The sequence below is a fragment of the Maribellus sediminis genome (assembly GCF_011799805.1).
GTDB classification, from domain to species: Bacteria; Bacteroidota; Bacteroidia; order Bacteroidales; family Prolixibacteraceae; genus Draconibacterium; species Draconibacterium sediminis_A.
The window spans coordinates 1,116,088-1,139,146 of sequence record NZ_WXUB01000002.1; the positions used below are offsets into that span (position 1 = coordinate 1,116,088).

Here is a 23,059-nt window from a genome sequence, read left to right on the forward strand (position 1 = left end):
TCAGCTTATCAAAAATAAAAATTTAAGTAAAAAGCAATTTTGGGGGTTGCTTTTTATTTTTTTGAGTTTTATCTTTGAACACACAAAGAAAGGAAAATGAATATGAATATCTCAATTACAATTACCGCCGTCAAAGAGCGACCCTTCACGGTTCGCTAACAGAGAGATTATTCAATTAGTTATTCATTTTTTCTACATATTTTCAAATGTCTTATTTAAAATCAGGATTATTGGCTTTAAGCCGACTTAAAAGCATTGATTACAAAACACTCTGGCAAGATGTAAAAGAAGCCATTGGCGGTACCGAGCGCGATTTTACCGACAGCAGCATGGGCAAGGCCATTTTTATTTTAGCTGTACCGATGGTACTCGAAATGCTGATGGAATCGGTTTTTGCCATTGCCGATATCTTTTTTGTATCGCGTTTAGGAGCAAATGCGGTAGCCACTGTTGGCCTCACCGAGTCGGCGATGACCATTATTTACGCCATTGGTATGGGACTGGCCATGGCAACCACTGCACTGGTATCGCGCCGGATCGGCGAAAAGAAAAAAAAGGAAGCCGGAGAAGTTGCGTTTCAGGCCATTGCTATGGCAGCTATCGTAGCTGTATTGATTGCCGTTCCGGGCGTTCTTTTTGCCAAAGATTTTCTTCGTTTAATGGGCGGAACACCCGAAGTAGTTGAAGATGGCTACCTCTATCCAGCCATTATGTTTGGCGGAAACGTGATCATCATGCTGCTGTTCATTATTAACGCTGTATTTCGAAGTTCGGGCGATGCCGCTATTTCGATGCGCGTAATGTGGCTGGCCAACATCATCAATATTATTCTCGATCCCTTGCTGATTTTTGGTTACGGCCCCTTCCCTGAACTGGGATTACAGGGAGCAGCTATAGCAACAACCACCGGTCGGGGAATTGCAGTTGTTTACCAGTTTTACCTGCTTTGGAGCGGTAAATACCGGATACGACTATATTGGGACAACATCAAGTTGAAATTCAGCGTAATGTGGAAATTGCTGAAAATTTCGGGAGGTGGAATCCTGCAAAATCTGATCGCGACTTCGAGCTGGATCTTTCTGATGCGCATTATTGCCGTTTTTGGCCCCGATGTTATTGCGGGCTACACCATTGCTATCCGAATCATTATTTTCCCTCTGCTGCTAGCATGGGGACTGAGCAATGCTGCGGCAACACTTGTGGGGCAAAACCTGGGTGCCAACCAACCTCAAAAAGCCGAAAAATCGGTGTGGATAACCGGTTATTCGAACATGGTTTTTATGGGGCTTATCGGACTGTTGTTCGTTTCTCTTCCCGATTTCTGGATCGGTTTATTTGTAGATGACGGACCGGTTCTTGCAAATGGCGTTTTAGCGCTCAGAATCATAAGTATCGGCTTTATAAGTTATGCACTTGGCATGGTTTTGATGCAGTCGTTTAACGGTAGCGGCGATACCATTACACCAAGTAAGATCAACTTCTTCAGTTTCTGGCTTTTCGAAATTCCGTTGGCTTATATACTGGCCATTACCCTGAATATGGGACTGGCCGGCGCCTGTATTGCCATTGTTGTGGCAGAAACCTTGCTCACCTTGCTGGCATTTATTCTTTTCAGAAAAGGAAAATGGAAATTAAGAAAAGTGTAAATTAGAGAGTGATGGAAAAAGTAAATCTAGCACAACTAGGCTATTCCGATCAAATTAGAAGTTTGATCCGTGTAGAAATTGCACAGTCGGAACTGGCACGTGTTTCTGCCGAGCATAAAGAGCGTTATCAGGTGATTTCGGAAGACGGCAACTTGCAGGCTGAAATAACCGGAAATATACGTTATGCTGCTCAATCGCGAACTGACTTTCCTGCGGTAGGCGACTGGGTAAAAATTGCCCGTATCGATAAAGATTCAGCCGTTATTCTGCAGATCTATCCCCGCTATTCTTTTTTGGAAAGACAGGCTGTTGGCAAACAGGGCGAAATACAGCTGATCGCCTCCAATATTGATGTAGCTTTTATTGTTCAGGCGGTTGGTCACGATTTCAACCTGAACCGGCTGGAAAGATACCTGAGTATCTGCTACGCCGGAAAGATTGAGCCAATGATCGTGCTCACGAAAACCGACCTCGTTAGAAAGGAAGAGCTTGAAAATCTACAGAATCAAATATCAGTAAGAAATGCCAAAGTGCCGTTGATGCTTGTTAGCAACATCACGCTGGAAGGTTTTGAACAACTCAGGGAAAAAATGGAGCCGCAGCTAACCTATTGTTTTATTGGTTCGTCGGGCGTAGGTAAATCAACACTAATAAATGGGTTGATGGAAAAGGATATGCTTGAAACCAAAACAATTAGCGAAAGTACAAGCAAGGGTAGACACACCACAACACACCGCGAATTGTTACTGCTTCCAAACGGAAGTATTGTGATCGATACGCCGGGAATGCGCGAACTGGGCATGACCAACCAGGAAGGCGGACTTGAACTGACTTACGATCAAATTGCCGAATTGGCCGAAAACTGCAGATACAGCGACTGCTCGCACGAAAATGAAAAAGGTTGTGCTGTGATTGAAGCAGTGGAAGATGGAACATTGTCGGAAGAAATGTATGGCAACTACCTGAAACTGAAACGCGAACAGGAACATTTTTCAAGTACAGTATACGAGAAACGCCTGAAAGGCAAAGAATTTGGGAAAATGGCACGGGAGGTTGTAAAGGCACGTAAAAAGAATAAATTCTGAGAAGTCGGTACTTCCTTGAACTTTTTGAGTGCGAATGACATTATGTTAGTTATAAAGAATCTATAAATCAATACAATGAAAAAATTTGCAATCGAAATTAAATGGGCGATTCTCTTTGCCGTAATCAGTTTGGTTTGGATGTTGGGTGAACGTGTTGCAGGACTGCATGATGAGAACATTGAGCACCACGCCGTTTTTACCAACTTTTTCATGGTAGTTGCCATTGCCGTTTACGTTGTAGCCTTGCTCGATAAACGTAAAAATTCGTTCGGCGGCAAAATGAACTGGATCCAGGGTTTCATTTCGGGCCTCATCATCACACTTGGTGTCACCATCCTTACGCCGCTAACGCAATACATCACCAGCACTTTGATCACGCCCGACTATTTTGCGAATATGATTGCCTACACAGTAGAATCGGGGCAAAAGACTCTGGAAGAAGCCGAAGCCTACTTCAACCTGAAAAGCTATATGATACAAAGCACCGTGTTCGCGCCGGTAGCCGGATTAATAACTTCAGCCATTGTTGCCATTTTTACTCGAAAAAAATAATGAATAGCTTTAAAACTGTCGATGAGTACATTTTAAATGCCGAGAATGGCCGCGAAATTCTGATAGTACTTCGCGATTTGCTGCTGACTACTGAACTTACTGAAAACGTAAAATGGGGAGGCCCGGTTTATACTGTCAACGGAAAGAATGTGGTCGGGATCGGTGCATTTAAATCTTACTCGGGACTTTGGTTTTACCAGGGAGCTTTGCTAAATGACCCCCAAAATGTGTTGATCAGTTCTTCTGAAGGACGGACAAAGGCACTGCGACAGTGGCGTTTTGAATCAGTAGACGACATCGATCCGGAACTGCTGCTGGAATATGTACATGAAGCCATTGAGAACCAAAAGCAAAACAAGGAAATTAAAGCAGACAGGAATCAACCGGTTGTTATTCCTATTGAACTCATCGAAGCCTTTGAAGAAGATCCGATTCTGAAAGCCGGTTTCCAAGCCTTTACTAAAGGCAAACAGCGCGAGTTTGCCGATTACATTTCTCATGCAAAACAGGAAAAAACACGCCTGGCTCGCCTGCAAAAGGTTATTCCCTTTATTCGGCAAAACATCGGATTGAACGATAAATACCGGAAATGATTCTCGGATTGCTGAATAAATTCTATTTTCATAGGCTTTAATATAAATTGAATGAAAAGCTCTGCGATACTGATTTTTTTGGTGATGAACGCACTGGTAAGTTTTGGCCAATCAAAACTTAACTTCGATCTGAAAAAAGCCGAATACCTCTATCATTTTGCCTACGAATGCATCGATCAGGAATACCCTAACAAACCCAACGGCGTTTTGGGCGACGACAGTTATCTGTTGCCACCCCGCGAAATTCACCCGGCGTTTTATGGTTGTTTCGACTGGCACTCTTCGGTGCACGGACACTGGACACTGGTTACGATTCTCAGCCAGTTCCCCGACTTTGAATACCGCAACGAAATTACTGCCAAACTCAAAAAGAACATTACTGCCGTCAACATTCAGAAAGAAATTGAATATTTCAACGATAAAAACAACTCGACCTACGAACGGACTTATGGCTGGGCCTGGCTTTTAAAACTCGATGAAGCACTGCGCGAATGGGACGCTCCGGAAGCGGCAGAATTACAGGCCAACCTCACTCCTCTTGTTGATACATTGGCCGTTAAATTCACCGAATTTCTCGATAAACTGGTCTACCCGATCCGGATTGGAGAGCACAGTAACATTGCTTTTGGGATGTCGTTTGCCTACGATTGGGCAAAAAAATACAATGCCGAACTGGCCTCCAAAATCGAAGAAAAAGCGCTGGAATATTACAGCGAAGATTGCGATTGTCCGCTTACCTGGGAGCCGGGTGGTTTCGATTTTCTGTCGCCTTGTTTGCAGGAAGCCTCCATGATGCAGAAAGTTTTGCCGAAAAAAGATTTTGAAAATTGGCTTAAAAAGTTTCTGCCCGGTTTCGAGAAAGATCCTGCAAAATACCTCGATATTGCTGAAGTCACCGATCGCAGCGACGGTAAACTCGCCCACCTCGACGGACTGAATTTTAGCCGTGCCTGGTGCTTATTCGAAATGGGACACTCGCTAAACAATCAGAAAATGATTGATCTGGGTATTCAGCATTTTAATTACAGCTACGAAAAAATGGATTCGGGCGAATATGCAGGCGCCCACTGGCTGGCTTCTTTTGCGGTTTATGCATTGATTAAAAGTCAGGAATAAAGAGACTTAAACGCACATAACTTTGTATGTATTCCGTTTTGCACCTTCCTTTAGGGAGGTGATAGTTTGAATTTCCTTTTTAAATGTTTTTTGAGAATTTTTGTAAAATGCATATTACAAAAATCCTCAAAAAGCACATATTACTTAATCATTAGCCACCGCCCTAAAGGACGGTGCAAAAAATAAGTTCTAAGTTTGTTACAAATTCGAATTCATCTTGTATCATGAGGACGATTACACCTATAATCTTTTTTGCCATCATTCTACTCCATTCATTTTATGGACATGGACAAAATCACCTTAAACGCATTGAAAGCATCGATGTTCTTCACTATCGATTTGAGCTTCATTTGCACGACCGATTCGACCAGATAGAAGGCAAGGCAACTGTTCAGATCAAATTTCTAAAATCAGCCCAAACGTGTGATGTGGATTTGCTAGCTCAGACCAAAGGCAAGGGAATGAAAGTTAATTCGGTTGTTTTTGAAGGAAAGGACTTGGCATTCTCGCACAAAAATTCGACGCTTAAAATTGATTTTTCACGTCAGATAAACGCAGGAGAAACGGTTGAAGTTACCATCGATTACTATGGAATTCCAACGGACGGACTAATTATTTCAGAAAATAAATATGGCGCACGCACCTTTTTTGGCGACAACTGGCCCGACCGGGCGCACAACTGGCTGCCTTGTGTGGATCATCCTTCGGATAAAGCCACGGTGGAGTTTTTGGTTTATGCACCTGTTCATTACGAAGTGATCGGCAACGGTTATCTGGCTGAAAAAACTGTATTAACCGACAATATTGAATTCACACACTGGAAGGAAGACGTTCCCATTTCAACAAAAGTTATGGTTATTGGCGCTGCCGACTTTGTAATCGGGAACGACACTACCTTTAACGGCATTCCGGTAAACGCCTGGGTGTTTGAAGAAAACCGTGAAAAAGGACTTGAGAATTATCGCTACACCACCGAAGCACTCAGTTATTTTTCCGAACTCATCGGTCCTTATTCCTACGAAAAACTGGCCCATGTTCAGTCGAAAACCCGCTACGGAGGCATGGAAAATGCCAGTTGTATTTTTTATTCTGAAAACTCGGCCATTTCCGACAGAAGCCAGGAAGAGTTGTTTGCGCACGAAGTGGCGCACCAGTGGTTTGGCAATTCGGCTACCGAACAAAACTGGCACCATGTGTGGCTTAGCGAGGGTTTTGCCACTTATCTGACGCACGTTTACAACCAACATTTTTATGGTGACGAATCCTTTAAGCAAGGCTTGCAAAAAGACCGCGAACGTGTGATCCGTTATGCGCAGCGCTTTCCTGCTCCGATTATCGATACCACTGTAACTGAATATATTCGCTTACTAAATGCCAACTCCTATCAAAAAGCAAGCTGGTTTTTACACATGCTCCGTAACAAACTGGGCGATGAAACCTTTTTTAAAGGCTTGCAGAATTATTACGCCACCTACCAAAATTCTACTGCACTGACAGCAGATTTCAGGAAAGTAATGGAAGAAGTTTCGGGTGAAGACCTGCAAGGCTTTTTTAACCAGTGGCTCCGACAGGCGGGACATCCCATTCTGGAATGGAACTGGCAACAAACATCAGATTCTATTTTAAAAATAGAAGTTCAACAAACACAGGAAGGAACGAACTTCATGTTTCCGCTCGAAGTAAAGGTGATTTATGCCGATAACAGCGAAGAAAACTTTACCGTAACGATCGATCAGCAAAAAGCCACTTTTAATCTTTCAGCACAAAAAAAAATACAAAAACTGGAACTCGACCCGGAGACTAAACTTTTATTTGAAGCCACGAAGTAGGCCCCTCTTAAAGTATTCTTCTGACGGCAGAAGGATGTAAGAAAATACACATAAAGATTCCATATTACACCACAATCCAAACAGAACTTTGCTCATTTTGAAGGAAGCATTACTTTTGCGCAAATTTTACGAAGGGATAGATGCATTACTGGAAGAAACTTACACGAAACGAGATCCGCCAACGCGTAGATGAAGCACTGAAACAAAACATCAATTATTACGAACAATCTATACTGGGTATTCCGGCCTCCCACCTCGATGGAAACGTATTTAACAAGGATGCAGCTTTCCTCGATAATGCGCCGTTTCTGAAAACCATGGTGGATAATCCCAACCACATTGGCTGTCACACCATGGGCGAATCGGAGCCATTTTTTGCCGGTACCCAGAAACTGGAACAGGAACTGATCGGGATTGTTGCCGAAGACATTTTAAACTGCGAACACGACGCTTACGACGGTTACGTGGCTTCGGGCGGAACAGAGGCCAATATTCAGGCCATCTGGATCTACAGGAACCTATTCAAAAAAGAATTTGGCGCTGCTTACAACGAGATGTGTATTCTTTGTTCCGAAGATTCGCACTACTCCATGCACAAAGCCGGGAATGTACTTCATCTTGATGTGGTAACAGTTCCGGTAACCGATAGCAGCCGTGAGATTACCCCGGAAAGCGTTGATCAGCAAATTCAAAAAGCAAAGGCTTCGGGAAAAAAGTATTTCATTGTGGTGGCTAATATGATGACTACCATGTTTGGTTCGGTTGACGACATTTCTGTGTATTCCGACGCATTAACAAAAGCCGGCGTTCAGTTCAAAATTCATATTGATGGGGCGTTCGGAGGTTTTGTGTATCCCTTCAGCACCAATAGCGAAGTCATGACTTTTGCCAATCCGCTGGTAAGTTCGGTAACGCTCGATGCCCACAAAATGGTTCAGGCTCCTTTCGGAACAGGAATTTTTATTGCACGGAAAGGCCTCATCGACAATGTTTTCACCAACGAAGCCCAATACGTTAGCGGACTCGATGCCACTTTAATCGGCAGCCGTTCGGGAGCCAATGCCGTTGCTGTATGGATGATTCTGCAAACTTACGGCCCGCACGACTGGTTCGAGAAAATTCATATCCTGAATCACCGCTCAAACTGGCTTTGTAAGCAACTGGAAGATACCGGGGTTGAATTTTATCGTCACCCGGGATCGAACATTGTTACCATTCGCGCCCGTTTTATTCCAAAAGAGCTGGCCCACAAATACGGTTTGGTACCCGACCAGCATAACGACAATCCTCAGTGGTACAAAATTGTGATTATGGAACATGTGCATATCGACCGTTTAATTCCCTTTGTAGAAGATCTGAAGGAATTACTTCATTCATAACAGGTTAGAGAATAATCATACCGGATACTCAAATCAGGATTTTCACTGAAACAGCGAATAATAAAAGCCTGTTATTTTATAAATGACAGGTATTTTTTTGTTAGAAAAATAGCATTGGATTATCAATGATGAAGCTAGCATCAGATTAAAATTTGTTTATAAAACCACTAAAAGAAAGATTTAGCTGGCTGGTTTTTCACCCGAACAATACTTTATGTAAACCACTGACTAAGAGATCAGTAATTTATACAAAGTTCAAATAAACATTTCAAGGTTTATAATTTAAGATTCAATTCTTGTTGAAAAGCCTGAAAATATTGCAAGTTCAGAGTAAGTGAGATTTTTAAATTCCGTTTTTATTTATTGCTTTCAAAGAATCAATCACCACCAACATTGCCAAAAGCTGTTAATTATCATATCCCAAAAATTTTAGCGCCTCTTAATATTCACAATATTTAATTGAATTTACATAGCTAAATATGTACAACCATTAAATCAAGTTTTATGAAAAAGAGAATCATTTTTACAATTTCGGTTGTGGTAGTTGCCTTAATGGCCTACCTGACAACCGCGTTTAATCCTCCACCTTCATCGTCTGCCATAAGTAGCGATTACATTGTTCTGGCTTGGAACGATTTAGGAATGCACTGCGCCAATGCTGATTTTTCAGACATTGTGATTTTACCGCCTTACAATAATTTTAATGCGCAGGTTATTAAGCGAGGTGATGCCATTCAGGGGATTTTACCCGAGATCATCACTTCCGGTCTCGATGTTAAGTACAGTATTCCGGGAAATACCTACTCCGCCGGTAAAACAAATTTCTGGGATTACGAGGACCAGTTATTTGGTGTTGAACTCCCTGATGATATAGGACTGGCTGGCAATGGTCTTTCGGGCAAAATGGAAGTGCCGGAAGGTGAAAATTATTACCATGTTGAAGGAGTCCCGATCACTCCCTACACTGATAATGATCTGGTGAATGAGGACCCATACCAACTCGCGCTGATTGAAGTATTGCTAAATGGTGCAAATGTAACCACAACACAGAATGTCATCCCGGTTTCAAACGAGATTAACTGCTTAAGTTCAGGTTGTCATGCCAGTACACGAGACATCAGGAACCGACATTCTGATTCAAAAAACTGGCCGAAACCGGTATTGTGCGCTTCTTGTCATGCGTCAAATGGATTGGGAGCCCCTGGAAAACCCGGAGTTATGTCACTATCAGAAGCCATGCACGAAAAACATAAAGGCAAAACCAACGATTGCTACAAATGCCACCCCGGCCCTAACACCGAGTGTTTGAGAGGAGTGATGAGCAATGAACACAATATGAATTGCACAGATTGTCATGGAAGTATGGAACAAGTTGCAGCATCCATTCATGAAGGTCGTGAACCCTGGTTGGATGAACCAAAGTGCGGATCTTGCCACGGTTCAGATTTTGCAGAAGAATCCGGGAAACTGTATAGAAACTCGAAAGGACATGGTGGACTATTCTGCACAACCTGCCACGGATCGCCTCATGCGATTGTACCTTCCAGAGAGGAAAATGACAATCTTCAGAATTACAAGCTTCAGGGATATGCAGGTACTTTAAATGATTGCAAGGTATGCCATACCACAAATCCTTCCGGTCCGGGTCCGCATGGAATTTACGCCGAAAACCAGGAGACCTCTGATGCAGATGGCGACGGATATAATACAGATGTTGATTGCAATGATAATGATCCGCTTATTAATCCGGGCGCAATAGAAGTTCCTGATAACTGTATTGACGAGAATTGCGATGGCATAATAGAGTATTCAACTCCTTACAACTTGAATTGTCAACCACTGAATGTTTATCCAAATCCTTTCCAAACTAACATTACGATAGAATATAGTGGTAGCTTCACGTACGCACTTTACAAAAATTCGAGCTTGGTTTTACAATCAAGTTCAACGTACTTGGATTCATACACTGTCAACATACCTGGAAATTTCAAAGATGGCTCATACGTATTGATGGTCACGGATGAAAATACCCATACCTCGACTTCTGTTAATCTTATAAAGAAAACTGCAAGAGGAGGAAAAAACGGAAAGCACTAATTGTGTAGGTATAAGAAAAGCCCCCTCTTCATTAAAACGAAGATGGGGCTTTCTTTCGAAGAGAATTGCTCTACCCAGTTTTGGGCAAAATCCTTCAAAATCCCCTTAACACATCTATTCACAATAGGCTTAAAGAAAGAAAACTGTCACTTACTGAACTCCTTTATTTGGGAAGAACAGAATTCGATCTCATCTTTTCTTAACGTCTCGAATTAAGCCAATCTATGCGCTGAATTCTATCATTCACTGCTTAGCATCTCGTAGAATTCCACTCAAAAATTCCATCAATAAATAAAAATACTTATTAGTATTTTATATTAATTCTTCGTAATTTGTATATAATCAAAAAGATAGTGTCGACGACTAAGCACAAAAAGATATTCTTGCCATCGCCTACGCTCTAAAAGTGGCCACTGCAGGAATATAGAGCTATTAATTCAAACAATAAACGTTATGAAAAAAATTTCACTATTCATGGTGCTTATCAGCATCTTCGCATTTATAGGGTGCGAGAAGATTGATCCGGTTCAGGAGGTTCAGGATGAGATTATAACAAAAAGTGCCAAAAAGGTATTGAACTTCAGGACTCATTTATCGGGAGAGAATGAAGTTGCTCCTGTAGAAACAATGGCTTCGGGACAAGCGATTTTCCAACTGAGTAAAGATGGAACCGAATTGTCTTACAAACTTATTGTCGACAGTATTGAGAATGTAATGATGTCGCACATACATTTGGCACCTGCAGGACAGAACGGTCCGGTGGTTGCATGGTTGTATCCTTCATCGCCACCTCCACTGGTAATCGAGGGCTTTTACAGCGGGATTCTGGCTCAAGGAGTTATCATGAGTTCAAATCTTGTTGGTCCGCTTGCAGGTATGACTTTACAGGATTTAGTTGATGCAATGTATGCAGGTAATGCATATGTTAACGTGCACACCACACAAAATCGAGGTGGTGAAATTAGAGGTCAGATCAAAGGCAATATGCCACAGCCAAACAAATAATTTTGATCGATTGGAAGAAAGTTAGATCATTAAGAAAGGGTTATCATAACGGTAACCCTTTCTTAATTTATAGGTGTATTTCTCATTCCTGTACCAACAGGGATCACCACCGCTAATTCATTTTTAAGAATTCTACAAAATGCTGGAACCAATTTATTGAACAAAAGGCTTCCTGCTTAAACTGATCCTTTTTCTGTAAGGAAATACTGTGGACGACTGCGCTACTATTTTTATTGTTTTTCAAAGACTAAATGATGCACGCGTCCATCGTTTATCTCAAAGCCTGTTATTTCATTTTGCTCGTTTCTGATGAAATCAATTTTTCCCATCCACCAATGTGGAGATGCAAATTGATTTTCATTAACAGGAATCAATTCAACTTTACCGTACTTTAAATGATCAAGTATTAGGGCGTTATCCTCCATAACAATTGAATAGTAAGTTTCAGTTTCATCGTTGAAGAACTTACCCTCGTATGATCGTAACTCGCTAATATCGGAAGAATATGGCTCGTATTTTACAAATTTATAGGTGCCACCTCCCAGTGTAGCATTAATGGAATTAACATCCAGAATATCAAGTGTAACCGTTCCACCAAAAACATTGAATCGGTTGTTTTCAATTATATTCAGCTTTTGCGGTTCTTCTCCCGACATCAAAAGTAAGATTGACTGCTGATCTTCCTTTAACTCAAACCGTACCCCAATACCATCGTTTTTATAATGCCCCAGATTTGCTCTGTAATTCTCGACATTCAATACCGGAGATTCGGCAGGATTAGTCTTCGCTTCCGGTTCTTCCTTCGTTTCGGCAATCCCAAGCAATATATCTGCAATTTTTTGTGCAACAATAACCGGATTGAATGTACCGAGATTACTGAACACAACGATTCCCAGGTTTTCTTCGGGAAATCTGCACGTGTAGGTTCTGTAACCTGCATCTGCTCCGCCATGACCTATTCTATTAAATCCTTTGTATTTTTCGATTGATAACCCAAAAGCATAGTTCAAAGTATCACCCGAATTAAGTATTCCCCGTTCCATCATTTGTTCAACAGTAGCTTTATTTCCAACTACAGGACTGTTATAATTCATCAGCCATAAGGCTTCATCCATAACAGTGGTAAAAAGACTGGTTGCTCCAATAGTTGAGTAACTTAAAATGGCATTTTCATACGTTACACTATCTTTTTGGCTGTACGAATAGGCTCTGTTTTTTACAACCTCCTTATAATTGTCGTGGAAGTGGGTGTTGGTCATGCCGAGCGGTTTAAATATAACTGAATCGCAATATTCGCGTAGCGACACTCCGCTAACTTCCTTTACAATTTCACCCAGCAAAGTATATCCTGTATTACAGTATAGATGCTTCTCCCCGGGAGAAAAGTTTAATCGTTTTTGATTTTTTACCAGGTTAAGAATCTGATCTTGTTTGATTACATCATCAATACGAGTACCACTAATGGCCAGAAGCTGCCACTGGTCTCTCAATCCACTGGTATGATGGATAAGATGGTTTATGGTAATCGTTTCGCCAAAATCAGGCACCCAGGGTAAGTATTTTCGTATATCATCATCAAGGGAAAGTTTTCCTTCCTGTGCCAGTAAAACAATGCAATAATCGACATACTGTTTCGATTCTGAAGCAATATGAAAAACGGTATTTGCTGTGATCGGTACATCATATTCAAGGTTAGCCATACCAAAGCCATTGGCTGCCAAAACACCATCTTTTACAATAGCATAGGCTGCTCCCGGAGTATGATCAGTATCCCATTCAGAAAACAGGCTATTGATACTGGCTCTTTCTTCTTCACTTATCTGTGCAAAAGCACCGGAAACACAGACCAACAAAACCAGGAGTAATACAAGAATTTTTTTCATAAATATTGGAATAAATTTGGGCAGTTAAGTTAAGAAATAACCTCAGGAATATCAATTTCCTAATCCTTTGTATAAATGAATCTTTACGACATAGAACCCGATAAGAAAGCAAAGTTACTGTGTGTTTCATCAGTTTAGTTTTGTGCTTAGGAAAATAGTAATTCTTCAGGGAGGCTAAAATAACCTGGAACTTATTAAAGTCATCTTCTTTAGCAGGAAACCTGAATCATTTTAATTTTTGGAGATCGAATCTCATATAATAAAGGAAAAACTAAATTTGCACAGAATTAGACCTGCAATAAGAACATGAAAGAATTTTCACTGATTTCGGTAAGCCTCATAACGATTCTTCTTACCATTCAATACATCAATCTGTTGATAAAACAACAAACCAAGCCGGCACTGGCCATGTGGATCATGTTTTCTGTTGCAGTTGGAATGAGTATGGTTACTTATCTTGCTGAGGGCGAATTTGGATTCCTCGACAACATTCAGAATACGGTTGATTTGTTTTATGTTGCAGCAATTACTACTTCCATTCTTATTTTTGGCGACAAAAAATCGAAAATTTCACGGTTCGATCTTGGTTGTTTGGGAGCGGTCTTCTTAATCGTTATTTTCTGGATTTTCACTCAAAATCATCTGGTAACGAACTTTCTAATTCAGAGTATTTTGGTGATTGCTTACTTCCCGGTAATACAGAGAATGATAAAAACTAGGGAAAACAGCGAATCATTTATTATTTGGCTGGGAATGTTGATTGCACCGGCATTGTCTTTGATCTCTTCCAAAGGATTACTGGCTACAGTATATTCAGTACGTGCAATATGTTGTATTGGGTTATTGCTGATATTTATGACATGGATTGAGATTTCAACAAGAAAACAAATTCAGTTAAACAAGTAAGATAGTGGCTTAAAAGTCAGCTTACTAATGAAAGGCGTTGCAATGGCGTATTGAAAGATTTTTCCTTGCATCATTCCTTCCGCCCCAATCGGGCAACCCCTCCCATCGTAATTAGTAAATGAATATGTTGTGCAAATGTGGTGCAAGCAGACAAAAAAAAATCGCAACCGATTAATTATCAGTTACGATTTTTATGGGATTGTGGGAAGAGCAGGATTCGAACCTACGAAGGCTGAGCCAACAGATTTACAGTCTGCCCCGTTTGACCGCTTCGGTATCTTCCCAATATTTTGAGCCTTATAATTCCAAACCAGGTTGGAGCATTGCGACACTTTGAGCCGAATCTCAGATTCGAACTGAGGACCCCGAGATTACAAATCACGTGCTCTGGCCAACTGAGCTAATTCGGCTTATATTGTAACAGTTTTTTTCAGAACGTTGCTGTTTTTATCAGCGGCTGCAAAGGAAAGAATTTCTTTGATATTCGCAAAACATTTTTCCATTTTTTTTTCGCCACTAAATAAAGAACAATTTTTAAGAGAAAAAGTGGGTAAGCTACCTGTGTCGCACCGCTACAACCGCCTACCCTTGCTGCCTTCCGACCCTGGGGGAATTCAGCAGGAGCTGGTCGCACAGGACTTACCCGGCGACAAAAGTAGAAATTTTTCAATTCCCGCCAAACTATTTTTCCGCATCGGGTAATGTTCGCCGCCTGATAACGACATATATAATTGATAGCCTGATAAAAACCGGGGTAACTTTTTGCAAAAAAATTACATCAAGCGGTCTGAAATGGTCAAATTATGCGAATAAATTAAATATTGATCACTTGTGTTTGTTTCATGGGCATTTAGTCCGATTCATTTCCGTCATTCAATAAAAATAGAATTATATTTGTCACACCTAATCTAAAATGAAAGTGTTATGGAACCAAAACCTGCATCTCTGATGAAAACATCGTTAACCTCCGGAATCTACATCGGTATTGTATTAATACTTATTTCGGTGGTGCTTTATGTAACCAACCTCATGTTCGAAACCTGGGCACAATACATTAGTTACCCGATATTGATTGCCGGTGCTGTTTATGCCCAACTCAATTACAAAAAAAGTCTTGGTGGAGAAATGACATACGGTCAGGCATTGGGAGCCGGAGTGCTGGCCATAATTTTTGCTTCTGTTCTCTCGGCCATCTATGCATATTTATTGTATGCAGTTATCGATCCTTCACTGATCGATCAGATTCGTATTATGACAGAACAAAAATTGATTGAACAAGGCAGAGTGCCAGAAGAACAATTGGATCAGGTACTCGAAATGACCATGAAATTTCAGAAACCTGCGATTATGGCTGCAATGGCAATTTTTGGTGGTGCATTAATAGGACTGATCATTAGTTTAATCACAGCAATATTTACGAAGAAGAATCCGTCTGACGTGGTTCCTGAATAAAAAAGCAAACAAATTTTTATGGATATTTCCGTAGTTGTACCCCTGTTTAACGAAGAAGAGTCGCTACCAGAATTGGCAGCATGGATAAAAAAGGTGATGGAGGAAAATAACTTTTCCTACGAGATAATGATGATCGACGATGGCAGTCGTGACAACTCGTGGAAAGTGGTGCGGCAACTTCAAAAAGAAAATCCTTTGATAAAAGGAATAAAATTCAGGCGCAACTACGGAAAATCTGCTGCTCTGTTCTGCGGTTTTGAAGCTGTTCAGGGCGACGTGGTAATTACCATGGATGCCGACCTTCAGGACAGCCCGGACGAAATACCGGAATTGTACCGTATGATAAAAAAAGACGGTTTCGACCTGGTTTCAGGCTGGAAAAAGAAACGTCACGATCCGGTACTTACCAAAAACCTGCCCAGCAAACTGTACAACTGGACCGTTCGCCGAATGACCGGTATTAAACTGCACGACATGAACTGCGGGCTAAAAGCCTATAAAAAGAATGTAATTAAAAGCATAGAAGTTTATGGCGAAATGCACCGTTATATTCCGGTGCTGGCAAAATGGGCAGGTTACAAAAACATTGGCGAAAAAGTAGTAATACACCAGGAACGTAAGTACGGAGTAACCAAATTTGGCCTCGAACGTTTTGTACGTGGTCCGCTCGACCTGTTATCGGTAACGTTTATTTCGCGTTTTGTAAAACGACCAATGCACTTTTTTGGCATACTTGGAGCCTTAATCTTCATCGTTGGATTTATTGCCGCCGGTTACCTTGGAGTTCAAAAACTGATTCTGTTAAACCAGGGAATCAGAGGACATTTAGTTACAGAAAGCCCTTATTTCTATATCGCACTTACCTCTATGATTATTGGGGCACAGTTTTTTATGGGAGGCTTCCTGGGCGAGTTGGTTTCAAGAAGTTCGAGCGAGCGAAACAATTATCAAATCGAAGAAAAATCGTATTAGATCCACCGAATTCTATGGAGCAGAAAGAAATCCGGTTCAGGAAACAACGCGATCTGGGCCAGGTAATGTCAGATTCCTTTGACTTTTTAAGACAGGAATACAAACCGATATTGCGCATGATCGGCATTTATGTGCTGCCTTTTCTAGTGTTGTATGCCGGCGTGCAGGTCTATCTGCAGAAAAACGTACTTGTTAATATCGACTTTTCCGATCCAGAGGCAATGATGGCAAGTATAAAACCCTTAGAAGGGAACCTGTTTATATTTTTGTTGTTCGGACTTTTCATACAGTCCTTGTTAGTGGGGACATACTTTTCTTACCTTGAAGCCTATGTAAAATTTGGCAAAGGTAATTTTCAATTGTCGGACATTTCATCACGCTTCTTTTCGAACAGTTTGATGGCTCTGGGTGCCGGACTAATCTTTACTTTTACTTCACTTTTCGGTGCGATGCTGTGTTTTCTTCCCGGTATTTACATTGCCAATACTTTGTCGCTGATGTTTTTTATTGTGATCTTCGAAAAACAGGGAATCGGCAATGCAGTCGGAAAATCGTGGAAGCTGGTCAACACGCAATGGTGGAATACACTTGCCCTTAACATTTTAGGATTGATACTGTGGTATGCAGTTGGTTTGGTTTTCTCCATTCCGTCGATCATTATTGGATTTACCGGTGGATTGAATGCAGCCTTAACCGAATCACCTGTCGACTATCCGCAGTGGTACTGGGTACTGGCTGGAATTACTTCTATCATTTCAACAGTTGCCCTGATTATTCCCTATACTTTCCAGGCTTTTCAGTATTTCAACCTCGAAATACGCGAAAATCCGGGTGAGGAATAATAATTAATCAATAGCACGAAATACGAATAAAGCTTAAATTCCCCCTGCTTTTTTCAGCGCGATATCAAAACTGGATAGGATCATGTCTTTTCCCAGTAATTCAGAAATACCGCCTTTCTCCAGGTCTTTTAGCACATCCCTGTTAACTCCCGAAAGAATCACCGTGGTTTGTCTGTGTTTCAGTTCCCTAATAACCGATTTTAAATTATTCAGCCCGGTTGCATCGATGAACGGAACATGCCGCATTCTGATGATCAACACCTTCGACCGCGAACCGATAGTTTTTAGTGTAGAACAATACTGTTTGGCCGAGGCAAAAAAGAAAGGACCACTTATTTCGTATATTCCAACTCCTTCAGGCAAGGTTCCGAAATTCTCCAAAACATCGCTGTCCAGTTCCATGGTGCTTTTGTTGCCATTGTCTGCCATTCGTTTCATAAATAAAAGTGCAGAAAGAACAACTCCAATTTGAATGGCGTAGGTAAGATCAACGAGCACGGTTAAAAAGAAGGTAACCAGCAAAACCAGAATATCGAAACCAGAACCTTTCAGAATGCCAACAAAAGCCCGCCATTCGCTCATGTTGTAAGCAACTACAATCAGGATTCCTGCCAAACACGACATGGGAATCAGTTTGGCCCATTTCCCTACGAATAACATGATCAGTAGAAGTGTGAGCGCATGAACAATCCCGGCCACTGGAGTACGGCCCCCGTTTTTAACATTGGTTGCAGTACGTGCAATAGCACCGGTTGCAGGTATTCCGCCAAATAAAGGCGTTACCACATTGGCAATTCCCTGCGCGATCAATTCGGTATTCGAACGGTGGTTTCCACCGATCATACCATCGGAAACAACAGCCGACAGCAATGATTCGATACCTCCGAGCAAAGCGATTGTAAGCGCCGGGGCCACGTAAACACTAAGTTCGCTGAAATTTATCGATGGAAAGGTAAGTTGTATTTTATTAGGGATATCGCCGAAAACCGTTTCGATGGTGGTTACCGGAAGCTTAAAAATGTTAACCAGCAAGGTGATCAGAATTATAGCCACAAACGATCCCGGAATTTTGCTTGTTACGCGTTTGAATTCAACGGTAATCAGAATCGTAACCAGCGCGATGCCAATTGCCCATGGATTTATGGTAGAAAGCGATGAAAAATAAGCGCCCCACTTTGGCAGAAATTCTGAAGGAACACGCTCAATACTTAATCCCAGCGCATCCTTAATTTGCGTAGAAAAAATCACCAGGGCGATACCGCTGGTAAAACCTACAATCAGTGGATGTGGAATAAATTTCAGTAGCGACCCCAGCATGAATAAACCAAAAGCGATGAGAAACAAACCTGCCAGGATGGTTGAAATCAGCAAGCCATTCAATCCATAAGTTTCCAGAATGCCAAACACAATAACAATAAATGCGCCTGTTGGACCACCAATCTGCACCCGGCTGCCGCCAAGAGCCGAAATAATCAATCCGGCTACAACTGCAGTGATCAAACCCTTTTCGGGTGAAACTCCTGAAGCCACTGCAAAGGCAATGGCCAATGGCAAAGCAACAATTCCGACAATAACTCCGGCAAAAACATCTTTGCTTAATTGCTTACTTGAATACCCTTGTCGCAATACTGTTAGCAACTTGGGCTGAAACCACTTGTTCATATTTAAAAGGAAAAACGTTGAGGCTGCAAAAGTAAATACAAAGCTGCACCGTTATTCTGTATTTGAACTAAATTTCACATTAAATTACTACATTAGTTCGCTTACAACTATAAACCAAAATAAATCGGTATGAAATCCACATCAATCCTGAACCTGTTACTGTTCGCTACCCTGTTTTTTCTGAATTCTACTACTCTAAAAAGTTACGGACAATCAACATTCAACCACGAAAAAGACATTATTCTGGCGCAATTCGATTGCAAAACTGATGTTGATGACCTGCATTCGGTGGCTGCCTTTGTTACTTTGATGGCGCATCCCGATTTTTCTGATATAAATTATTATGCCGTTGCCGGAACTTACGGAATTCAGGAAGGACTTTATGTTCCGCCCAACGATTTATTTCAGCTTGCTTTTGGCGACCGATGGAGCGATGCTCACAAAAACCGGCACCTGGCAGTGCGCGAAGTTAAAGCCGTGATCAAACCAACACTGGCTGTCGGTGGCGATGTATGGATTGCTGAAGCCGGACAGTCTGATTTTTCAGCTGAACTAATAAAATTACTGCAGGATGATTTGCCAGAGCTCATTACTTCAGAACGTATTCATATCGTTCAACACAGCAACTGGAATGAGGAGGTGACTTCGCCCGAGAGTCTTGAGTTCGCCAAACAAAACTCCGATTATCAGAAAATTCCAGATGGCAATGCGGTTGGCAACGGAACGCCAGGATTCAGAACTCCTGAATATTCAGGCTGGAAAGATGAACTTAAGGATTCAAAATTGAAAGAAATATGGGAACTGGCAACCAGCCTTGCCAATGAATACAACGGTAAAGACGGGCGTTACAACAACGAAGCCGTATCGAGCGGTGGCCTGGATTTCTCCGACCTGGCAGAAACCTGTCATATTTTGGGTATTGATGAGATCAAGGATTCAGAGCAGTTTTTTAAACGCTTTGGTAAATAATAGGGGTTGATACGGAAAACCTGATTTATTATAGATTCATGTACTTTCCGCGGTCGTTCAAAAAATCGTGATAAACTTTAAAGTGCTCTGTATCTTCGTATTCAACCGATGCAACAGGCATTTTATCGAAACTGTAAATGGTAGCCAAATCGCAGGCCAGCAAAATGGGTGAATGCGTTGTAACGATAAACTGAGCATGTCCGGCTTTCGCATTATCAATAAGTAAATTCAGTAACTCCAGCTGGCTCGAAGGCGAAAGTGCGGTTTCCGGTTCATCGAGCAGGTACAAACCTTTTAGTTTGTAGCGATTCTTAAAAAATGACATCAGCGATTGTCCGTGCGATTGACTGATCAGTGATTTGCCGCCGAACAATTCCAGTTGCCCCGGATCGGTAGTAGCCCACTCCTCGAGAATGGAAGCGAAATCCTTAAAAATCTGCGCTCCGAAAAACGAACCGGGTACCTTTTCGGTGGTCCAGTTGACTTTAATATACCTGTGTAGTGACCCTTCATAACGATTCACCCGGTAACGACTACTCATACCATTACGCCAGATATAAATCCCTGCGGCTTCTGCAATCGCCTCGAGCAAGGTTGATTTCCCTGAACCATTTTCGCCAACAAATAAAGTGATCGGACTATCAAAAACAAGTTCTTTAGTTTCCGAGAACAAAGGCAAATTGAACGGATAGTGGTCTTTTGTCGGATACCTTTCCGCCTCAAGAATAATGTTTTTCAAATGGTTAGCCATGGCAAATGCAGCTTGAAAGTGTAATATCCTCAAACATAACCATAATCATTCAATTATTTTCCTATTTTAGTTTTGAATTTGACTGACAGCTACTTAACTACAACATTTTAAACCGGAAAATCAATGGAACTTCAATCTGCTCGTTTAACTTTAAAGGAGATCGGTTGGGAAGATCTGGATGCGATTCACAATTTGTATTCTTTCCCCGAAGTTGATGAATTCAATACGCTGGGTATTCCAAAAGATATTGAAGAAACCAGGAAGAACATCAGCCCCGCCATTGAGGCTCAAAAAGATGAAAACCGCAAATCGTATTTCTGGAAAATTGTAAAAAAGGATTCCGAAGAATTTATTGGTGTGGCCGGACTAAGCTTATCGCTGAACCGCTTTAAACTTGGCGAAATTTTTTATTCTTTACTTCCCGGATTCTGGGGAAAAGGTTTTGCCACTGAAGTAGCCAAAACCCTTGTAAAATCAGGATTTGAAGATTTCAACCTCCACAAAGTTGAAGCCGGTGTAGCTACCGAAAACACACGTTCGATTAAAGTGCTTGAAAAAGCCGGAATGACACGGGAAGGACTACGAAGAAAAATCCTGCCCATTCGAGGTGAATGGAAAGACAACTTTCATTATGCCATCGTTGAAGATGATCCGCGGGATTTTTAAAGATGTTGTTTATTGGCTTGATTCAGGTTTTTGCTTCACCCAAATCAATTTTGAAGTATCGTAACCACGCGAAGCAGCTTTATCCAGAATGTGTTGTTTTGTAGCCTCGTCGAGTTGTGGTGTCCGGCTCAAAATCCAAAGGTAGTTGGGCGATGAACTCCCAATTAAAACCCAACGGTAATCCGCATCAAGTTCCAATACCAAATAATCGGAGTAAAAAAACCAGAAAAATGAAACTTTGAGTTTCCCCGGATCGGAAGTAAGTTTTGCTTTGCCAACTGCACGTTTTAATTCGCCGTCCAAAGAACCTTTGTAGCCCTGGTTTACGACTTTTATTTTACCGTCGCCGCGCATCGAATAAGTGGCAGTAACTCCCTCCAGGTTTCGCTCGAAGCTATGATCAAAACGGGCAATTTCATACCATGTACCGAGGTACCTGTCCAAATCAAGTGCTTTCACTGTCGATACATCCATACCCGAATTCTTTTGAGTATTCTGTCCGCAAGAAATAAAAACGCTTACTACTAAAAATAAAATTGCTGTTCGAATCATTTTGTCTATTCTTTTCAGAAAACAAACAAACAAAAACAGTTTAAGTTAGCAGCTCTGCAAAAATTTGCTTTTCGCGAACGCTAAAACATATATTTACTGCTTTCAATTTGCTGTTTAGCAGTTTTGTAATCCTTCAGCAAATTTTCCATCACAACCGACACGGGTAATATCTCGTTCAGCTGGGCAGACACTTGTCCGATTTCCAGTTCTCCTTCTTCCAAATCGCCTTCGAACATGCCTTTTTTAGCCCGCCGGTGCCCAAGTAATTCGTTTAGTTCTTCGGGCGATTTTCCGGCTTTCTCGGCTGCATCAACCTGTTCGAAAAAGCTGTTCTTTATTAAGCGAACTGGTGCCAGTTGTTTCAATGCCAGTTTTGTTCCGCCCTCACCAAGCGAGGTTACCAGCTTTTTAAAATCGGGATGTGCCGATGATTCTTCTGTAACGGCAAAGGCCGAACCGATTTGTACACCTTCGGCTCCAAGCACCATTGCAGCAAGCATGGCCTCACCCGACCCAATTCCACCGGCGGCCATCAATGGCAGACTTGTAGCTTTTCTTACTGTCGGGATCAATGTCAAAGTGGTTGTTTCTTCACGACCGTTGTGACCACCGGCTTCGAAACCTTCTGCAACAATAGCATCCACTCCGGCATCCTCACATTTCTTTGCAAAAAACGAACTCGACACAACATGGGCTACTGTGATTCCACGCTCCTTTAGCCAGCCAGTCCATTTCCTCGGACTTCCGGCAGAAGTGAAGACTACAGGTACCTCGTGTTTCACAATGATACCCATTATTCGCTCCTGTTCAGGATAAAACAACGGTATATTCACACCAAATGGCTTGTCGGTAGCCGCTTTGGTTTTTATGATGTGTTCTTCCAGCGTTTCAGGGTGCATGGAGCCGACGCCCAGTAAACCGAGTCCACCGGCATTACTTACCGCCGAAGCGAGTCTCCAGCCCGAGCACCACACCATTCCACCTTGTATAATCGGGTATTGTATCTTGAATAATTCGCAAATTCTGTTCATTATCAGTAGTATCTAAAATTGATCACGCAAAAATACTAATATGGTTTTCCCCTTAAAGGTTGAATTCGGAA

At 41.7% G+C, this 23,059-nt stretch carries 20 protein-coding genes, 2 tRNA genes and 1 other RNA gene; 15 read left to right on the forward strand and 8 right to left on the reverse strand.

Annotation, left to right across the window (positions count from 1 at the left end; translation table 11 throughout):
* Positions 1-206 precede the first annotated feature (206 nt).
* The 9 genes from HFD85_RS10905 (at position 207) to HFD85_RS10945 (ending at position 11,302) form a co-directional block, all read left to right on the forward strand.
* Positions 207-1,646, forward strand: a complete 1,440-nt coding sequence (locus tag HFD85_RS10905; protein ID WP_167609014.1) for an MATE family efflux transporter — start codon at positions 207-209, stop codon at positions 1,644-1,646.
* Positions 1,647-1,657: 11 nt separating this feature from the next.
* Entirely contained in the window at positions 1,658-2,731 is a 1,074-nt protein-coding gene (gene rsgA, locus HFD85_RS10910; RefSeq protein WP_167609017.1) for a ribosome small subunit-dependent GTPase A, read from the forward strand.
* Positions 2,732-2,806: 75 nt separating this feature from the next.
* Positions 2,807-3,283 (forward strand): DUF4199 domain-containing protein, encoded by a 477-nt coding sequence (locus HFD85_RS10915; protein ID WP_167609020.1) that lies wholly within the window; start codon positions 2,807-2,809, stop codon positions 3,281-3,283.
* Complete coding sequence (locus tag HFD85_RS10920; RefSeq protein ID WP_167609023.1) at positions 3,283-3,876, forward strand: YdeI/OmpD-associated family protein; 594 nt, start codon at positions 3,283-3,285, stop codon at positions 3,874-3,876. The genes HFD85_RS10915 and HFD85_RS10920 overlap by 1 nt, the downstream gene beginning before the upstream one ends.
* Positions 3,877-3,927: 51 nt before the next feature.
* Positions 3,928-4,992, forward strand: coding sequence for a DUF2891 domain-containing protein (locus HFD85_RS10925; RefSeq protein ID WP_167609026.1), 1,065 nt, complete (start codon positions 3,928-3,930; stop codon positions 4,990-4,992).
* Between the two features lie 224 nt (positions 4,993-5,216).
* Complete coding sequence (locus HFD85_RS10930; protein WP_167609029.1) at positions 5,217-6,821, forward strand: M1 family metallopeptidase; 1,605 nt, start codon at positions 5,217-5,219, stop codon at positions 6,819-6,821.
* 140 nt (positions 6,822-6,961) lie between these two features.
* On the forward strand, positions 6,962-8,200 hold the full coding sequence (locus HFD85_RS10935) for a pyridoxal phosphate-dependent decarboxylase family protein (protein ID WP_167609032.1): 1,239 nt from the start codon (positions 6,962-6,964) through the stop codon (positions 8,198-8,200).
* Positions 8,201-8,704: 504 nt separating this feature from the next.
* Positions 8,705-10,297 (forward strand): MopE-related protein, encoded by a 1,593-nt coding sequence (locus HFD85_RS10940; RefSeq protein WP_167609035.1) that lies wholly within the window; start codon positions 8,705-8,707, stop codon positions 10,295-10,297.
* Positions 10,298-10,750: 453 nt separating this feature from the next.
* Complete coding sequence (locus HFD85_RS10945; protein WP_206081942.1) at positions 10,751-11,302, forward strand: CHRD domain-containing protein; 552 nt, start codon at positions 10,751-10,753, stop codon at positions 11,300-11,302.
* A 230-nt stretch (positions 11,303-11,532) separates the two neighbouring features.
* On the opposite strand, the gene HFD85_RS10950 is transcribed toward HFD85_RS10945, so the two are convergent.
* On the reverse strand, positions 11,533-13,185 hold the full coding sequence (locus HFD85_RS10950; RefSeq protein WP_167609038.1) for a serine hydrolase domain-containing protein: 1,653 nt from the start codon (positions 13,183-13,185) through the stop codon (positions 11,533-11,535).
* A 306-nt stretch (positions 13,186-13,491) separates the two neighbouring features.
* On the opposite strand from HFD85_RS10950, the gene HFD85_RS10955 reads away from it, so the two are divergent.
* Entirely contained in the window at positions 13,492-14,091 is a 600-nt protein-coding gene (locus HFD85_RS10955) for a hypothetical protein (protein ID WP_167609041.1), read from the forward strand.
* A 202-nt stretch (positions 14,092-14,293) separates the two neighbouring features.
* On the opposite strand, the gene HFD85_RS10960 is transcribed toward HFD85_RS10955, so the two are convergent.
* From HFD85_RS10960 to ffs, 3 genes are all read right to left on the reverse strand, one after another.
* Positions 14,294-14,375, reverse strand: a tRNA-Tyr gene (locus tag HFD85_RS10960).
* Between the two features lie 52 nt (positions 14,376-14,427).
* Positions 14,428-14,501, reverse strand: a tRNA-Thr gene (locus HFD85_RS10965).
* A 135-nt stretch (positions 14,502-14,636) separates the two neighbouring features.
* Positions 14,637-14,736: signal recognition particle sRNA small type (gene ffs, locus HFD85_RS10970), an RNA gene on the reverse strand.
* A gap of 303 nt (positions 14,737-15,039) precedes the next feature.
* On the opposite strand from ffs, the gene HFD85_RS10975 reads away from it, so the two are divergent.
* From HFD85_RS10975 to HFD85_RS10985, 3 genes are read left to right on the forward strand one after another with little or no spacing between them, the layout of a single operon-like run.
* Complete coding sequence (locus HFD85_RS10975; protein WP_167609044.1) at positions 15,040-15,543, forward strand: DUF4199 domain-containing protein; 504 nt, start codon at positions 15,040-15,042, stop codon at positions 15,541-15,543.
* An 18-nt stretch (positions 15,544-15,561) separates the two neighbouring features.
* Positions 15,562-16,515 (forward strand): glycosyltransferase family 2 protein, encoded by a 954-nt coding sequence (locus HFD85_RS10980; protein WP_167609046.1) that lies wholly within the window; start codon positions 15,562-15,564, stop codon positions 16,513-16,515.
* Positions 16,516-16,529: 14 nt separating this feature from the next.
* Complete coding sequence (locus HFD85_RS10985; RefSeq protein ID WP_167609049.1) at positions 16,530-17,357, forward strand: hypothetical protein; 828 nt, start codon at positions 16,530-16,532, stop codon at positions 17,355-17,357.
* Positions 17,358-17,390: 33 nt separating this feature from the next.
* Here the strand turns inward: HFD85_RS10985 and HFD85_RS10990 are convergent, their stop codons facing one another.
* Positions 17,391-19,019, reverse strand: coding sequence for a SulP family inorganic anion transporter (locus tag HFD85_RS10990; protein WP_167609053.1), 1,629 nt, complete (start codon positions 19,017-19,019; stop codon positions 17,391-17,393).
* 129 nt (positions 19,020-19,148) lie between these two features.
* Between HFD85_RS10990 and HFD85_RS10995 the strand changes: the two genes are divergently transcribed.
* Entirely contained in the window at positions 19,149-19,988 is an 840-nt protein-coding gene (locus HFD85_RS10995) for a hypothetical protein (RefSeq protein ID WP_167609055.1), read from the forward strand.
* Between the two features lie 28 nt (positions 19,989-20,016).
* Here the strand turns inward: HFD85_RS10995 and HFD85_RS11000 are convergent, their stop codons facing one another.
* Positions 20,017-20,739 (reverse strand): AAA family ATPase, encoded by a 723-nt coding sequence (locus tag HFD85_RS11000; protein ID WP_167609058.1) that lies wholly within the window; start codon positions 20,737-20,739, stop codon positions 20,017-20,019.
* 123 nt (positions 20,740-20,862) lie between these two features.
* Between HFD85_RS11000 and HFD85_RS11005 the strand changes: the two genes are divergently transcribed.
* Complete coding sequence (locus tag HFD85_RS11005; protein WP_167609061.1) at positions 20,863-21,405, forward strand: GNAT family N-acetyltransferase; 543 nt, start codon at positions 20,863-20,865, stop codon at positions 21,403-21,405.
* A 9-nt stretch (positions 21,406-21,414) separates the two neighbouring features.
* Here HFD85_RS11005 and HFD85_RS11010 read toward each other — a convergent pair whose 3' ends face one another.
* Positions 21,415-21,957 (reverse strand): lipocalin family protein, encoded by a 543-nt coding sequence (locus tag HFD85_RS11010; RefSeq protein ID WP_167609064.1) that lies wholly within the window; start codon positions 21,955-21,957, stop codon positions 21,415-21,417.
* A gap of 80 nt (positions 21,958-22,037) precedes the next feature.
* A complete protein-coding gene (locus HFD85_RS11015) occupies positions 22,038-22,988 on the reverse strand; it encodes an NAD(P)H-dependent flavin oxidoreductase (RefSeq protein ID WP_167609067.1) in 951 nt (316 codons plus the stop codon).
* Positions 22,989-23,059 lie beyond the last annotated feature (71 nt).

Excerpts from the sequence above, each read along its gene's own strand:
- HFD85_RS10990 (WP_167609053.1), bottom strand. The coding sequence starts at position 19,019 with ATGAACAAGTGGTTTCAGCCCAAGTTGCTAACAGTATTGCGACAAGGG.
- HFD85_RS11000 (WP_167609058.1), bottom strand. The coding sequence starts at position 20,739 with ATGGCTAACCATTTGAAAAACATTATTCTTGAGGCGGAAAGGTATCCG.
- HFD85_RS10915 (WP_167609020.1), top strand. The coding sequence starts at position 2,807 with ATGAAAAAATTTGCAATCGAAATTAAATGGGCGATTCTCTTTGCCGTA.
- HFD85_RS11015 (WP_167609067.1), bottom strand. The coding sequence starts at position 22,988 with ATGAACAGAATTTGCGAATTATTCAAGATACAATACCCGATTATACAA.
- HFD85_RS10995 (WP_167609055.1), top strand. The coding sequence starts at position 19,149 with ATGAAATCCACATCAATCCTGAACCTGTTACTGTTCGCTACCCTGTTT.
- rsgA (WP_167609017.1), top strand. The coding sequence starts at position 1,658 with ATGGAAAAAGTAAATCTAGCACAACTAGGCTATTCCGATCAAATTAGA.
- HFD85_RS11010 (WP_167609064.1), bottom strand. The coding sequence starts at position 21,957 with ATGATTCGAACAGCAATTTTATTTTTAGTAGTAAGCGTTTTTATTTCT.
- HFD85_RS10985 (WP_167609049.1), top strand. The coding sequence starts at position 16,530 with ATGGAGCAGAAAGAAATCCGGTTCAGGAAACAACGCGATCTGGGCCAG.
- HFD85_RS10980 (WP_167609046.1), top strand. The coding sequence starts at position 15,562 with ATGGATATTTCCGTAGTTGTACCCCTGTTTAACGAAGAAGAGTCGCTA.
- HFD85_RS10930 (WP_167609029.1), top strand. The coding sequence starts at position 5,217 with ATGAGGACGATTACACCTATAATCTTTTTTGCCATCATTCTACTCCAT.
- HFD85_RS10955 (WP_167609041.1), top strand. The coding sequence starts at position 13,492 with ATGAAAGAATTTTCACTGATTTCGGTAAGCCTCATAACGATTCTTCTT.
- HFD85_RS11005 (WP_167609061.1), top strand. The coding sequence starts at position 20,863 with ATGGAACTTCAATCTGCTCGTTTAACTTTAAAGGAGATCGGTTGGGAA.
- HFD85_RS10940 (WP_167609035.1), top strand. The coding sequence starts at position 8,705 with ATGAAAAAGAGAATCATTTTTACAATTTCGGTTGTGGTAGTTGCCTTA.
- HFD85_RS10945 (WP_206081942.1), top strand. The coding sequence starts at position 10,751 with ATGAAAAAAATTTCACTATTCATGGTGCTTATCAGCATCTTCGCATTT.
- HFD85_RS10935 (WP_167609032.1), top strand. The coding sequence starts at position 6,962 with ATGCATTACTGGAAGAAACTTACACGAAACGAGATCCGCCAACGCGTA.
- HFD85_RS10975 (WP_167609044.1), top strand. The coding sequence starts at position 15,040 with ATGAAAACATCGTTAACCTCCGGAATCTACATCGGTATTGTATTAATA.
- HFD85_RS10925 (WP_167609026.1), top strand. The coding sequence starts at position 3,928 with ATGAAAAGCTCTGCGATACTGATTTTTTTGGTGATGAACGCACTGGTA.
- HFD85_RS10905 (WP_167609014.1), top strand. The coding sequence starts at position 207 with ATGTCTTATTTAAAATCAGGATTATTGGCTTTAAGCCGACTTAAAAGC.
- HFD85_RS10950 (WP_167609038.1), bottom strand. The coding sequence starts at position 13,185 with ATGAAAAAAATTCTTGTATTACTCCTGGTTTTGTTGGTCTGTGTTTCC.
- HFD85_RS10920 (WP_167609023.1), top strand. The coding sequence starts at position 3,283 with ATGAATAGCTTTAAAACTGTCGATGAGTACATTTTAAATGCCGAGAAT.